At 69.5% G+C, this 13,664-nt stretch carries 10 protein-coding genes and 3 tRNA genes; 12 read left to right on the top strand and 1 reads right to left on the bottom strand.

All coding sequences use genetic code 11. The features are described 5' to 3' along the window. The first annotated feature begins 73 nt into the window (after positions 1-73). From ACFO6V_RS25505 to ACFO6V_RS25485, 5 genes are all read left to right on the top strand, one after another. Positions 74-4,228 (top strand): HAMP domain-containing sensor histidine kinase, encoded by a 4,155-nt coding sequence (locus ACFO6V_RS25505; RefSeq protein ID WP_377141215.1) that lies wholly within the window; start codon positions 74-76, stop codon positions 4,226-4,228. Between the two features lie 42 nt (positions 4,229-4,270). Then, the gene (locus ACFO6V_RS25500; RefSeq protein WP_020017525.1) at positions 4,271-4,720 is read left to right on the top strand and encodes a roadblock/LC7 domain-containing protein; all 450 of its coding nucleotides are present in this window, start codon (positions 4,271-4,273) and stop codon (positions 4,718-4,720) included. A 10-nt stretch (positions 4,721-4,730) separates the two neighbouring features. After that, positions 4,731-5,141 (top strand): DUF742 domain-containing protein, encoded by a 411-nt coding sequence (locus ACFO6V_RS25495; protein WP_020017526.1) that lies wholly within the window; start codon positions 4,731-4,733, stop codon positions 5,139-5,141. 172 nt (positions 5,142-5,313) lie between these two features. Then, positions 5,314-5,952, top strand: coding sequence for a GTP-binding protein (locus tag ACFO6V_RS25490; protein ID WP_377141902.1), 639 nt, complete (start codon positions 5,314-5,316; stop codon positions 5,950-5,952). A gap of 125 nt (positions 5,953-6,077) precedes the next feature. After that, positions 6,078-6,162: transfer RNA gene (locus tag ACFO6V_RS25485), tRNA-Ser, on the top strand. A gap of 91 nt (positions 6,163-6,253) precedes the next feature. Here the strand turns inward: ACFO6V_RS25485 and ACFO6V_RS25480 are convergent. Then, entirely contained in the window at positions 6,254-7,966 is a 1,713-nt protein-coding gene (locus tag ACFO6V_RS25480; RefSeq protein WP_377141212.1) for a GMC oxidoreductase, read from the bottom strand. Between the two features lie 238 nt (positions 7,967-8,204). Here ACFO6V_RS25480 and ACFO6V_RS25475 point away from each other — a divergent pair. The 7 genes from ACFO6V_RS25475 (at position 8,205) to ACFO6V_RS25445 (ending at position 13,140) form a co-directional block, all read left to right on the top strand. Next, a tRNA-Ser gene (locus tag ACFO6V_RS25475) sits at positions 8,205-8,296 on the top strand. A gap of 209 nt (positions 8,297-8,505) precedes the next feature. Continuing rightward, positions 8,506-8,578 (top strand) — tRNA-Arg (locus ACFO6V_RS25470). Positions 8,579-8,744: 166 nt separating this feature from the next. After that, the gene (locus tag ACFO6V_RS25465; protein WP_377141209.1) at positions 8,745-9,395 is read left to right on the top strand and encodes a PAS and ANTAR domain-containing protein; all 651 of its coding nucleotides are present in this window, start codon (positions 8,745-8,747) and stop codon (positions 9,393-9,395) included. 291 nt (positions 9,396-9,686) lie between these two features. Further along, a complete protein-coding gene (locus ACFO6V_RS25460; RefSeq protein ID WP_377141206.1) occupies positions 9,687-10,481 on the top strand; it encodes an IclR family transcriptional regulator domain-containing protein in 795 nt (264 codons plus the stop codon). A gap of 72 nt (positions 10,482-10,553) precedes the next feature. Next, positions 10,554-11,747: a thiolase family protein gene (locus ACFO6V_RS25455; RefSeq protein WP_377141203.1), complete on the top strand. Its 1,194-nt coding sequence runs from the start codon at positions 10,554-10,556 to the stop codon at positions 11,745-11,747. Further along, positions 11,744-12,457, top strand: coding sequence for a 3-oxoacid CoA-transferase subunit A (locus tag ACFO6V_RS25450; RefSeq protein ID WP_377141200.1), 714 nt, complete (start codon positions 11,744-11,746; stop codon positions 12,455-12,457). The genes ACFO6V_RS25455 and ACFO6V_RS25450 overlap by 4 nt, the downstream gene beginning before the upstream one ends. Continuing rightward, positions 12,454-13,140: a 3-oxoacid CoA-transferase subunit B gene (locus tag ACFO6V_RS25445; RefSeq protein WP_377141197.1), complete on the top strand. Its 687-nt coding sequence runs from the start codon at positions 12,454-12,456 to the stop codon at positions 13,138-13,140. The genes ACFO6V_RS25450 and ACFO6V_RS25445 overlap by 4 nt, the downstream gene beginning before the upstream one ends. Positions 13,141-13,664 lie beyond the last annotated feature (524 nt).

Below are 13,664 nucleotides of genomic sequence, written 5' to 3'. Positions count from 1 at the left end.
ACGCAGCACCGAGGGATGCTCGGCGGGCAGAAGCACGCCACCCCTTCCGGATCAGTGATGGAGAGAGGTACGCATGTTCCGCAGGTTGGGAGTGCGCGGGAAAGTTCTTGCGACACTGGTCACGCCTGCCATCGTCCTGGTCATCGCAGCGGCGTACATCATCGGCCTGTCTGTGGTCGACGCGATGCGCGCGCAGCAGACGAGCGATCTCGTCGCCGCGCTGGAGTACCAGGACGCGGCAGGCACGACTTTCGCGCAGGAACGGTCGCTCAACATCGTGGCGATGATCGACAACGGTGTGCAGGGTGAGCAGGCCAGTCGCATGCTGCTCCAAGGGACGCCGAAGCTGGACGAGAACGGCCAGCCGGTCACCAAGGACGGCAACCCTGTCTGGGCGGCCAAGGCTGCCCAGGCGCAGACGATCACGGCACTCGACGAGCGCGACGAGGCGCTGCTCGACATCGACATCTCGATGCTGGACCAGCGCGTCAAGACCGCCGTCGCGGAGACCATCGAGGACCGCGCTGCGATCACCGACGTGCAGGAGAAGGTCGCTGCCGGCCGGCTCACCGAGCAGGCCGCGACCGAGGCGTACGGCGGCTACATCGACGGTGCCCTCGAGGTGATGGACGCCATCGCGGACACCTCCGAGGACCGTCAGCTGGGTACCCGTCTCGAGGCGTACCACTCGATGGACCAGCTCATGCTCACCAACACCTACGAGCGCCCGGTCGTCGCCCTGACGCTCGGGATCTTGTGGGAGCACGAAGAGGGCGTGGCGGCCTCCCGGTCCCTGGCGCTGCGTGCGGCGGACCTGGTGAACCTGGGTGACCGACAGTGGGACGAGACGCAGGACCTCTACGACCGCATCCCTGGTGACTACCAGGTCCCCGGCATGGACGGCATCTACGGCACCGTTCGCGGCCAGATCGCGCGTGGTGACCTCGCGTCCATCCAGCAGGTGCAAGGCCTTGCGTTCCGCGACGAGTCGGCCAAGTGGGTCGACGAGGCGCGCATCGTCCGCGACGCCGTCCGCGAGGACGCCGCGGCCTTCGCCCAGGAGCGGGCCGACGTCGCCGCCAACCGCGCGTACCTCACCGGTGGCATCGCGATCGCGGCCCTCGGCTTCTCGATCATCACGGCGCTCGTCATCGCCCGCCGTCTGGTCTCCCCGCTGCGCCGCCTCACCCAGGCCGCCGGCGTCGTCCGTGACCGCCTGCCCACCCTGGTGGAGCAGGTCTCGGTGCCTGGCCAGGGCCCGAGCATCGACCTGGACCCGATCACCGTCGAGTCGTCGGACGAGATCGGCCAGCTGGCCGCCGCGTTCAACGACGTCAACCGGACCACGATCGACGTGGCCCGCGAACAGGCCGCCCTCCGTGGCTCGATCGCCGAGATGTTCGTCAACGTCGCCCGCCGCGACCAGGTGCTCCTGAACCGGCAGCTCGCGTTCCTCGACGACCTCGAGCGTTCCGAGGAAGACCCGTCGACGCTGTCGAACCTGTTCCGGCTCGACCACCTCGCCACCCGGATGCGCCGCAACGCGGAGTCCCTCCTCGTCCTCGCGGGCATCGACTCGGGTCGTCGCGTCCGCCAGCCCATGCCGGTCTCCGACGTCATCCGTACGGCGTCCTCCGAGATCGAGCTGTACGACCGGGTGCGCCTGAACCTCGTCGTCGACCCGATGATGCTCGGCCACAACGCGCTGAACGCCGCGCACCTGCTGGCCGAGCTCCTCGAGAACGCGACGATGTTCTCCGAGCCGCACACCCCGGTCGAGGTCACCACCGCGCGTGACGAGCAGTTCGTCACCGTCGTGGTCCGCGACCACGGCCTCGGGATGAACCCCGCCGAGGTCGCCGAGGCCAACCGCAAGGTGCTCAGCCACGCCGCGTCGGACGCCGTCGGCGCCCAGCGCCTCGGCCTCTACGTGGTCGGTCGCCTGTCCGACCGGCTCGGCGCCCAGGTCGAGTTCGGCGTGGGCGAGGGCGGCACCGGCACCGAGGTGACGGTCCGCTTCCCGGCGGTGCTGTTCATGCCGGACAACGCCATGCCGCTGCCGATGCCCACGGACCCGCTGGAGGCCAACACACAGGCGGCCGCCTCGCAGTTCAACGGTGGCCTGGCCACCGGCCCGGGCACGGGTGCGATGCGCGGTGCGCCCGCCAACGGCTTCGGCTCGCCGGCTATCTCGTCGGCGTCGCCCGCCACGACCTCTCTCCCGCAGCAGGGTGGCCTGCCGGTCCCGACGGGTACGTCGCAGATCGCCGCTGCCGCCTTCGCGGCGCAGCCGGCGCCCGTCGCGCAGCAGGTCGACATCAACGCCCTGACGGACGGCACGACGGCGCTCGGCCTGGCCCGGCGCCGCAGCTCGACCGCGGCACAGCCGATGGCGGAGACGACGCCGACCGGCTCGATCGTCCTGCCCGAGATCCAGACGCCGTCGCTCCCGCAGGAGTACCAGGGCGACGACAACGCGTGGGCACCGCCGTCGAACGTGTCCGAGGGCAGCTCGCTCCCGAGCCGTCAGCGTGCACCGCAGCCGGAGGAGCCGGTCGCACCGATCGCACCGGTCTTCGAGGAGACCACGCCCGTCGCGGTGGACGTCGACCAGCGCAGCGCGCTCTTCTCGAGCTTCCGCTCGCTGAACACGATCGATCCGGTCGACGCCGGTGGGCCGCAGTCGCTGCAGCTCGACCCGGTGACGCAGGACCCGGCCGCGCTGCCGGGGATGTCCGACACCGACGTCATGCGGTTCCCGGCCGCGGGAGGCGCCCAGGCACCTGCCGCACCGGTGCCGGCCCGGAGCTTCGGTGGACCGCCGGCGGGCTTCGGTGGCTCGTTCCAGGGCGACGACGAGCAGTCGCAGGGCTTCGGGATGGACGGCCCGCAGGGGCCGGACTCGTCCTTCGAGGCGCTGCCCGCGTTCGAAGAGCTCATGGCGGACCTCCCGAGCCGCCGCTCGACCGGCTCGGGCGCCCAGCAGGGTGCCAAGCCGGCCCAGCCGAAGCGAGGCCTGTTCGGTCGCCGCCCGGGCCAGCCGGCCACGGGCGAGCTGCGCGCCTACCAGCCGCAGGAGCGGCCGGCATCGCGTCCGATCCAGACCGTGAGCAGCCCTGTCGCGGACGTGCCCGCGTTCGGTGCGTCGAACGTGGAGACGCAGAGCTTCCAGGCGCAGAACCTGCCGCCGCAGAACTTCCAGGCGCCCAGCGGCCCGCCGCAGGACTTCCAGGACCTGCAGGTGCCGCAGGACTTCCAGGCGCCGTACGTGCCGCAGGGCATTCCCGCCCCGCAGGCGACGGGCCCGATGACCGGGGCCTTCCCGGTCCAGGCTCCCGCCCCGGCGCAGCCGCAGCAGCCCGTGGAGGACCCGACCTACCAGCGGGGATACCAGGAGGGCTACCAGCGGGCGGTCCAGGAGTCGCTGACGTCGGCGATGCCTGCCGTGCCGAGCGCTCCCGCGGGCGGCACGGTTCCGATGCCCACCCAGGCACATGCGACCGTTCCGGCTCCGGCCCACGGCAGCAACCCGTTCGTCGACGCGGCGCCGCGTGCAGCGGCACCTGCCCCGGCCCCGGCGCCGGAGCGGGCACCCACCTCGTTCGACTCGGGCCCGGCCACACAGGCCGTGCCGATTGCGGCCGTGCAGCAGTCCTTCGAGGCCCCGGTCCGCGAGCCGATCCGCGAGTTCAGCGAGCCGTACCCGACGGGTGCTGTGTACGACCCGACGTACGGTTCGCCTGCGCCGCTCGCCAAGCGGGCCGCCGGTACGGACGGCGACGGCAAGGACCCGCTCGACCCGGAGTACGTGCGGGACTCGGTGGAGGCACGGTCGGAGTGGACGGCTTCGGCGGTCCTCTACGAGGAGATGACGAGCCTTCTTCGCCGAGGGGCTTTCCAGGAAGATGATGTGAAAGAGAACGACTCGTACCGTCCGGCAGCCGTCAACACCGAGGTTGCCAACGGTGGTCTGACTCGCCGCACTCGCGGTGCCTCCGGCACCGGGGCGGACCCCACTGTCGAGCGCCTCTCAGCTCGCATTGACCGTGATCCCGAGCAGCTTCGCTCACGTCTGTCGGCATTCCAGTCGGCCACAGCCCGTGGTCGTTCGGAGTCCGTCGAAGAGGGCGAAACGGAGAACGCGAACGGCAAGAAGGCCGATGGGGACTCGACGTGGGCACCCTCGACCGTGAATCATGTCCCTGACTCAGCGCCGCAGTCGCGGTGACAAGCAAGCGCGTCTGTGGATTCTGACTAGGAGGAACAGAGAGTGACCCTCAGCACCGAAGCAACGAATTTCGGGTGGCTGCTCGACAACTTCGTGCGTACGGTTCCTGGCAGCCGGCACACGCTGGTCGTGTCGGCGGACGGCCTGCTCATGGCGATGTCCGACCAGCTGGACCGGACGAGCGGTGATCAGCTCGCGGCAATCGTTTCGGGTATGTCAAGCCTTACGCGTGGAGCATCTCGTCAGCTCAACGGCGGTAATGTCCGTCAGGCAATCATCGAGATGGACAACGGCTTCCTTTTCCTGATGAATGTCTCGAACGGGTCAGTGCTCGGCGTGGTGGCGGAGGCTACGTGCGACATCGGTCTTATCGGCTACGAGATGGCTCTTCTGGTGTCCCGCACCGAAGCCACGCTCACGCCGCAGCTGATCTCGGAGATGCGTGGCAGCCTCCCGGTCGATGGGCAGACCCGAGCCGCCAGCGTGGGATGAGGACTCGACCATGACGTACGCACCTTTCGGTTCCCAGGGGCAGGGGGACGTCCGTGAGACGTCCACCGTGCGCCCCTACGCGGTCACCGGCGGCCGGGTGCGGTCGGAGCTCTCCGACCTGCCGCTCGAAGCCCTCGTTGAGGTTTTGCCAGGCGCTGTCAGCAGTTTTGGGTTGCCACCCGAGAAACGCGCAATCCTCCAGCACGCCGCGCACACTTACGTGTCGATCGCCGAGCTCTCGGCCCTTCTGCGGCTGCCCCTGGGTGTCGTCCGGATTCTCGTGGCGGACATGCAGGAGGAAGGGCACGTGACCGTACACACCTCGACACCGGTTAACGTCCACACAGGCCACGGCAGCTCGAACTCGGGCCTGTCGCTGAGCGTCTTGGAGAGTGTTCTGAATGGCATTTCCGCCCTCTGACGGCGGGGCCCGCAGCGGTCCCAACTGGGCCCCGGTGTCGGGTAACGCCGGCACTGCGACCGCTTCCTCGAGCACGCCTGCGCGCCAGAGCGTGCTGGGTGGTGGCGGCGGTGCTCCGGCGCCCACCGCACAGGCGTCCCGTCCGGCGCAGGCGCAGCCTGCCCCGCCGGTGATGCAGCAGGCTCCAGCCGGCAACGCCGGCGCGCAGACCGCTCCTGGTGCTCAGCCCGCGGCCGAGCGCACCGCGCCCACGGTCGTCAAGATCGTGGTCGCCGGTGGTTTCGCCGTCGGCAAGACGACGTTCATCGGCTCGATCTCCGACGTCGAGCCGCTGAACACCGAAGCCGCCATGACCGAGCACTCGGTCGGCGTCGACGACGCCGGTGGCGTCACCGACCGCAAGACCACCACCACGGTGGCCATGGACTTCGGCCGTGTCGAGCTCCCGGGCAACCTGTGGCTGTACCTGTTCGGCACCCCGGGCCAGGACCGCTTCCTCTTCATGTGGGACGACCTGGTGCGCGGCGCGATCGGTGCGGTCGTCCTGGTCGACACCGACCGTCTGGAGCAGTGCTTCCCGGCGATCGACTACTTCGAGTCGCGCAACATCCCGTTCGTCGTGGGCGTCAACTGCTTCGACGGCGTGGCCAAGCACCGGCTCGAGGACGTGCGCGAAGCCCTGCAGATCCCGGCACACGTGCCGATGCTCTACACGGACGCACGCTCCCGGGCGGCGACCAAGCAGACGCTGATCGCGCTGGTCCAGCTCGCGATGCGGCAGCTCAGGTCCGGCGCACAGGCGCAGGGCTGATCAACTCTTCAGCATCCTGCGGACGGCGGGCCACCCGGTGGGCGGCCCGCCGTCGCTGTCTCGCTGGGCGTTAGACTGTGTGGCCGCGCCGTGCTTCCGGATGTACTTCGGGACGTGCGGCGCGAGGAGGGCTGACAGAGCGGCCTAATGTGACAGTCTTGAAAACTGTTGTGCGGCAACGCACCGGGGGTTCGAATCCCTCGCCCTCCGCTCAGTACCGCGAAGTAGAGCGCCTGTCCGGCTCCTGCACGGGATAACCCGTACAGAAGCCGGACAGGCGCTCTACTTCGCGGTACTGACGCTAGCTGATGCCCACGATGGGCAGGCGCAGCGCCGCCGGCGCCGCCTCGGGCACGACCGGGGAGGCGGGACGCACGGGTTCCACGGGCACGTAGGCCGATCCCAGAGCCGGACGGGCGTCCGGCTCGCCTGCGTTGGGCCACAGCGCGCAGGCGCGCTCGGCCTGAGCCGTGATGGTGAGCGACGGGTTCACGCCGAGGTTCGCGGTCACCGCCGACCCGTCCATGACGTGCAGACCGTCGTGGCCGAACACGCGCAGATAGGGGTCGACGACGCCGCTCCCGGCGTCGGACCCGATCGCGCAGCCGCCCAGGATGTGCGCCGTCAGCGGGATGTTGAACGGGTCGCCGATGGTGCCGCCGGCGACGCCCTCGACATCACCGTCGCCCAGCTTGTCCGCCATGCGGCGTACCGCCTCATGCCCTTCGGGGATCCAGCTCGGGTTCGGTGCGCCGGTGCCCTGCTTCGACGTCATGAACCGGCCGAACGGCGAACGCCTGGTGAGGGTGACCAGGGAGTTGTCGTGGGCCTGCATGACCAGCGCGATGACCGTCCGCTCGGACCAGCGGCGCCAGTCCATCAGCACGGGCAGCCACTTCAGGTTCTTGCCCAGCTCGCCGATCCAGCGGGCGAACCGGAACGGCCCGCCGTCGACGAGGATGTGCTGCAGCGCGGCCATGACGTTGGAACCGTGGCCGTAGCGCACGGGTTCGATGTGCGTGCTCTCGTTCGGGTAGAACGACGACGTGATCGCGATGCCGCGTGAGTAGTCCGTCGCGCCGACCTTGTGCGTCATCGCGCCGAGCAGCGCCTCGGAGTTGGTCCGCGTGAGGTGCCCGAGCCGCTCCGACAGCCGCGGCAGCGTGCCCGAGTCCTTCATGGCGTGCAGGAGACGCTGGGTGCCCAGCGTGCCGGCTCCGAGGACCACCTGCCGGGCGGTGAAGGTGCGCTTGCCCGCCCACTTCTTGCCGGTGCGGTGGGTGCGTACCTCGTAGCTGCCGTCGGGCAGCTGGCGTACGCCGTGAGCCGTGGTGAGCGGGTGCACCTCGGCGCCCGCACGCTCAGCGAGATAGAGATAGTTCTTGACCAGGGTGTTCTTGGCACCGTGGCGGCAGCCGGTCATGCACTCGCCGCACTCGGTGCAGCCTGTGCGTTCCGGGCCGACGCCGCCGAAGAACGGGTCCGGGGCGGACTGCCCCGGGGACGGGGCTTCGGCGCCACCGGGCCCGAAGTACACGCCTACGCGGGTGGGGCGGAACGTGTGGCCGACGCCCATGTCCTCGGCGACGCTCCGGACGATCTCGTCGGCGGGGGACCGGCCGTGGTACTGGACGACGCCGAGCATGCGCTCCGCCTGGTCGTAGTACGGCGCGAGCTCGGTCTTCCAGTCGGTGATGTGGGACCACGCGGGGTCCGCGTAGAACGGGTCGAGCGGACGGTAGAGCGTGTTGGCGTAGACCAGGGAGCCACCACCCACGCCCGCGCCCGTCAGGCAGAGCACGTTGCGCAGCAGGCGCACGCGCTGGATCCCGTAGCAGCCCAGCGCCGGCGCCCACAGGAACTGCTTGAGGTGCCAGGAGTTCTCGGCGAACTCGTGGTCCTCGAACCTCCGGCCGGCCTCGAGCACACCTACGCGGTAGCCCTTTTCGGTGAGGCGGAGGGCGGCCACGCTGCCACCGAAGCCCGACCCGATCACCAAGACGTCGTAGTCCATGCCCGCGAATGTACTCGCTATTGAGGCGGTGTGAAATACGGGGATCCCGAGTCGGCCGGCGCTCGTCCGGGCCCTCCACCCGTCTCGACCGGCAACGTGTTCACATGAAAATTTTGGCGGGATGACGGCGATGCGGGGCCGTTCGAGGCGCCGTCGGCTCCTCCGCTTTGCTCAGTTCGCCGTACGGCAGGTAGCCTGGGCCGCGCGGCATGGCCCTGCCTGTACAGGGCCGCCGCGAGGAGACGTCGCATAGTCAGGTCTAGTGCGCCACCCTGCTAAGGTGGTAACGGGGCAACCCGTTCGAGGGTTCAAATCCCTCCGTCTCCGCCAGGAAGGTCCCGGCCGCGCGTGACGCCCGGGGCCTTTTCTGTGGGAGGCTTCGGAACGTCGGTTCAGCTCGCGGACCGAACGCTGCGGAGGGCTGTGACGGAGTTCTCCTCGGGAATCGTGGGTTTGAGTTTGGGCCCGCGCCGAACAGGCGGTAATGTTCTCGTCGGTCGGCCGTGTGAACGGCAGGCCGGTAGCAAGTAGTACGACCAGCGCCCGTAGCTCAACGGATAGAGCATCTGACTACGGATCAGAAGGTTGGGGGTTCGAATCCCTTCGGGCGCACAGTAGGAACGAAGCCCCGGTCAGCGGAAAAAACGCTGACCGGGGCTTCGTCGTTCGTAGGGCACTTATTTTCTCCCCGGGTTCCGGTGAAGGCGGATTAACCGCTACGCTCGGATCGAGTCAGGCCGCGGCTCATCAGCGCACCACGCGCAGGAGGACTGCATAGATGACCGCTGAGCCTTTGGAGATCGAGCGTGCTCTCACGCTCGGGCTGAACCACGTAGTAGGGCGCTACCGATACGACCTGGCCACGCAGGCGTGGTGGTGGTCGGACGAGACCTTCCAGATTCATGGCTTCGAGCCCGGCGAGGTCGTCGTGACCACGGCTCTCATCCTCGCCCACAAGCACCCCGCAGACCGCGCCCGCGTGTCCCGCGTTCTGGCGAACGCCGCGGTGACGGGCAAGCCGTTCAGCAGCGTCCACCGCATCATGGATGCCCGGGGGCGCGAGCGGACGCTGACCGTCGTCGGGCAGGGCAGACGGGACCCCGACACGCGCCAGGTCGGCGCACTCGTCGGCTACTTCGTCGATGTGACCGCTGCGGTCAAGGCCCATGCGAACGAGGTGGCGAACGAGTCGATCCACGCCTCGGCGGCGACGCGCGCGTCCATCGAGCAGGCCAAGGGCGTGATCGCCTTCGTCCTGAACATCGACGCCGAAGAGGCGTTCGGGCGGCTGCGCAGCATCTCCAACGACACGAACGTCGCCGTGCGGGACGTCGCTCGGCGAATCGTCGAGCTGGCCCGCTCCGGAGGCTCGACGGAAGACGTGGTCGCTGCCCTGACACCGTCGCGGCCCCGCCCGCCCGTCGATTAGCTGCACGCGGCCCCGCATATCCCGATCGGGTCACGGTTGTGACCCAGGCCACTCGACTGTTGACCTGGCCTGCGGCTGTCGCTACGTTCACGTGCGGCACACCCGTTCGGAGAGTCACCAGGGCGGACGTCGGAGCTCAACGATGCGTTCCGGCGTTGGCCCTGGGAAGTTCCGGGCGGGCGTGCTGCCCAGGTGACGCACCCCCCCCGGTCGCACGTGTGCGAGCTGGAGCGGCCGGAGACCCGGCCGAGGATGCGAAGCGGACGCGCGCGCTGGCAGGGAGGACCTCGGATGAGGGAGATCGTGCACGACGTCGGCACCAGGTCGGGCGAGTTCGTGCAGTCGCTGGAGCGCGGTCTGGCCGTGATCCGTGCGTTCGGCACGGACCGCGCCCGGATGACCTTGAGCGAGGTCGCCCGCGAGGCCGAGTTGAGCCGGGCGTCCGCACGACGCTTCCTCCACACCCTGGTCGAGCTCGGGTACGTCGTGACCGACGGGCGCGTGTTCGCGCTGCGCCCCCAGGTGCTCGAGCTCGGGTACGCGTACCTGTCGAGCCTGTCGCTGCCGGAGGTGGCGCAGCCCCACCTGGAGCAGCTGGCGGAGGACGTCGGGGAGTCGTCGTCGGTGGCGGTGCTCGACGGCGCCGACATCGTGTACGTGGCCCGCGTGGCGACCCACCGCATCATGTCCGCGGCCATCCAGATCGGCACCAGGTTCCCGGCGGTCGCGACCTCGATGGGTCGCGCCGTCCTGGCACACGTGCCGGACGGCGAGCGGGAGGCCCTCCTGGCCGCCGTCACCCTCGCGCCGCTCACCCCGCGCACGATCACGGACAAGGGAGTGCTGCGCGCTGAGCTGGCCACCGTCCGGGAGCAGGGCTGGGCGCTCGTCGACCAGGAGCTCGAAGAGGGCCTGCGTTCCGTCGCCGCACCCTTGCGCGACGGGACGGGCCGAGTGGTCGCGGCCGTGAACGTCTCCGCACCCGTCCGTCGTGGGCCGGTCGAGCAGATGGCCACCGAGATACTCCCGGCGCTGCTGCGTGCGGCCCGCGAGATCGAGGCGGATATGGCCCATACCCGAACCTGAGCCCGGCTGCTAGCGTGAGTGTGCGCATATGGAACTTGTGTGCGCACAGCGAACAGACAGGGGTCTGGATCGATGAGACACGCATACGTCTATGACGCGGTGCGCACTCCTTTCGGCCGTTACGGCGGGGCGCTGTCAGCGATCCGCCCGGACGATCTCGCGGCCTTCGTCGTAGGGGAGCAGGCGCGCCGGGCGCCGGGCCTGGATCCGGCCCGGATCGACGACGTCATCCTGGGTAACGCGAACGGCGCCGGCGAGGAGAACCGGAACGTCGCGCGCATGGCGGTCCTACTGGCCGGGCTGCCCCTGACGGTTCCCGGGGCCACCGTGAACCGGCTGTGCGGCTCCTCGCTCGAGGCGGTCGTCCAGGCGGCTCGCGCCGTGGAGTCGGGCGACGCCGACATGGTCGTCGCGGGCGGGGTCGAGTCGATGAGCCGCGCACCCTGGGTGATGCGCAAGCCCGAGCGTGCCTATCCGGCGGGTAACGGTGAGCTCGTCTCGACCACGCTGGGCTGGCGGCTGGTCAACGCGCGGATGCAGCCCGACTGGACCGTGTCCCTCGGCGAGGCCACCGAACGCCTGCGGGAGAAGTACGGCGTCACGCGAGAGCGTCAGGACGAGTTCGCCCTGCGCAGCCACCGACTGGCGCACGAGGCCTGGGAGGCCGGCCGGTACGACGACCTGGTCACCGCGTACCCCGACACCGATCTGCTGCGGGACGAACCCGTTCGCCCGGGCAGCACCCTGGATCAGCTGGCCGCACTGAAGCCGTCGTTCCGCGCGGAGGGCGGCACCATCACCGCGGGGAACGCCTCGCCGCTGACGGACGGCGCCAGCTCCGCACTGATCGGCTCGGAGTCCGCGGTCGACCACACCGGCCTGGAACCGCTCGCCCGTATCGCGGGCCGCGCGTCGGTCGCCAACGAGCCGCAGTACTTCGGGTACGCCCCCGTGGAAGCCGTCGACCGCGCCCTGTCGAAGAGCGGTATCGCCTGGGCCGATGTCGGCGCCGTCGAGCTCAACGAGGCGTTCGCCGCTCAGTCGCTCGCCTGCGTCGATGCCTGGGGCGTGGACCTGGACATCGTCAATGCGTGGGGCGGCGCGACGGCGCTCGGCCATCCGCTCGGTGCCTCGGGTACCCGGATCCTGGGGACGCTCGCGCGTCGGCTCGTCGCGGAGGACCAGCGCTGGGGCGTCGCGGCGATCTGTATCGGCGTGGGACAGGGCATGGCAGTGGTGCTGGAGAACGTGCGAGCCACCGCATGACCGTCCAGCTCGCACGGACCGCCCTGGATGCAGTGGGCGACGTCGCCGACGGTTCGACGGTGATGATCGGCGGGTTCGGGCCTGCCGGACAGCCGGTCGAGCTCATCGAGGCGCTCCTGGCGCAGGGCGCCGGCGATCTCGTCGTCGTCTCCAACAACGCCGGCAACGGGGAGGACGCCCTGGCTCGCCTCATCCACCTGGGCCGCGTCCGCCGGATCGTGTGCTCTTTCCCCCGGCAGGTGGACTCGTGGCACTTCGACGAGGCCTATCGCGCAGGCCGGATCGAGCTCGAGCTGGTCCCGCAGGGCAACCTCGCCGAGCGGATCCGCGCGGCCGGCGCCGGCCTGGGCGGCTTCTTCACCCCGACCGGCTTCGGGACACCGCTGGCCGAGGGTAAGGAGACACGCGTGGTCGACGGCGTCCCGATGGTCTTCGAGTCGCCGATCCACGCCGACCTCGCCCTGGTCAAGGCATTCCAGGCCGACGGCGCCGGCAACCTCGTCTACCGCAAGACGGCCAGGAACTTCGGGCCCGTCATGGCCACGGCCGCGCGCCGGACGGTCGCGCAGGTGACGGAGGTGGTTCCGGTCGGAGCTATCGACCCCGAGACGGTGGTGACCCCCGGCATCTATGTCGACGCCGTGGTGGAGATCGACGGCGCGACGACGCTCGCGGGCGCGCAGCCCGCACAACGAGGAGCTGCATCGTGAGCGCGGAGACGATCGCGGCGGGCTCGCGCGGTACAGCCCCGCTGTCCACGGCGCAGCTCGCGGCCCGCGTGGCCGCAGACATCCGGCCCGGCTCGTACGTGAATCTGGGGATCGGCCTGCCGACGCTGGTGGCCGACCATCTGCCGGCCGACTCCGGCATCACCCTGCACACGGAGAACGGGCTGCTCGGCATGGGGCCGTCGCCGCGGGCGGACCTCGTGGACCCGGAGCTGATCAACGCGGGCAAGGTTCCCGTCACCGAGCTGGCCGGTGCCGCGTACTTCCACCAGGCGGACTCGTTCGCCATGATGCGCGGCGGACACATCGACGTCTGTGTACTGGGTGCCTTCCAGGTGTCGATCTCGGGCGACCTGGCGAACTGGTCCACGGGCAGTCCGGGGGCCGTACCCGCAGTGGGCGGTGCGATGGACCTAGCGGTAGGCGCCAAGCGGAGCGTCGTCATGATGAAGCTCCTGACCAAGGACGGCCGGCCCAAGCTCGTACGCGAGTGCACGCTCCCGCTCACAGGTGTCGGCTGCGTGTCGCGGATCTACAGCGACGTCGCTGTGATTGACGTCGGGCCCGCACTCGACGGCGAGGCGCGCCTCGTCGAAGCCTTCGGGGTCTCGCACGGGGAGCTCGAGGAGATGCTGGGACTGGGTCTGGCTTCCGGCCAGGGCTAGTCCCGGCAGCGTGTGACGGCCTGGTTCGGCGCGATAGCGAAATCTGAATCAAAGATTACGTAGACATGGCCAGCGAGGTGAGTTCTTGGTCTGGTCAGGGTCAAGCAGCTGCTCCAGGCGGCGGCTGAGGCCGTCCTGCATGACTTCGGACCCCTCAGACCTGAGATGCTCTTGGAAAAACAACCGGTGAACAGCGCTTCTGTGTCCGCCGTCACGGGCCCCGGCTTTGACGCACCCCTGCACCTGACGTACTGTTCTGGATGTCAGCCCGACGGGCCGACGGACACGGGGCCGGAAACGGCCTGGGTGGCCGCGCCGGGGCTGGATCCCATCTCTGATGCAGGGCAGTTCAAATTGCCTTGCGGGATATCAGATGTGGATCCTCTCTTGTAGAGCATGCAGGTCCATCAGGACCAGCAAGTTTGCGAGGCGGGTTCGAGTCTGGTAAGTTAGAGAAGTTGCCCCGGACAGGGAAGCGATCGGAAAGATTGCGGATCTGACGGTGTGCGTCGGTTGTTTGAGAA

Source organism: Promicromonospora alba, from assembly GCF_042654905.1.
In the GTDB taxonomy this organism is placed as follows: Bacteria; Actinomycetota; Actinomycetes; order Actinomycetales; family Cellulomonadaceae; genus Promicromonospora; species Promicromonospora alba.
The sequence above is the reverse complement of the archived record's forward strand: the minus strand, read 5'-3'. Positions and strand labels throughout refer to the sequence as shown.

Excerpts from the sequence above, each read along its gene's own strand:
- ACFO6V_RS25505 (WP_377141215.1), top strand. The coding sequence starts at position 74 with ATGTTCCGCAGGTTGGGAGTGCGCGGGAAAGTTCTTGCGACACTGGTC.
- ACFO6V_RS25495 (WP_020017526.1), top strand. The coding sequence starts at position 4,731 with ATGACGTACGCACCTTTCGGTTCCCAGGGGCAGGGGGACGTCCGTGAG.
- ACFO6V_RS25490 (WP_377141902.1), top strand. The coding sequence starts at position 5,314 with ATGCAGCAGGCTCCAGCCGGCAACGCCGGCGCGCAGACCGCTCCTGGT.
- ACFO6V_RS25480 (WP_377141212.1), bottom strand. The coding sequence starts at position 7,966 with ATGGACTACGACGTCTTGGTGATCGGGTCGGGCTTCGGTGGCAGCGTG.
- ACFO6V_RS25465 (WP_377141209.1), top strand. The coding sequence starts at position 8,745 with ATGACCGCTGAGCCTTTGGAGATCGAGCGTGCTCTCACGCTCGGGCTG.
- ACFO6V_RS25460 (WP_377141206.1), top strand. The coding sequence starts at position 9,687 with ATGAGGGAGATCGTGCACGACGTCGGCACCAGGTCGGGCGAGTTCGTG.
- ACFO6V_RS25455 (WP_377141203.1), top strand. The coding sequence starts at position 10,554 with ATGAGACACGCATACGTCTATGACGCGGTGCGCACTCCTTTCGGCCGT.
- ACFO6V_RS25450 (WP_377141200.1), top strand. The coding sequence starts at position 11,744 with ATGACCGTCCAGCTCGCACGGACCGCCCTGGATGCAGTGGGCGACGTC.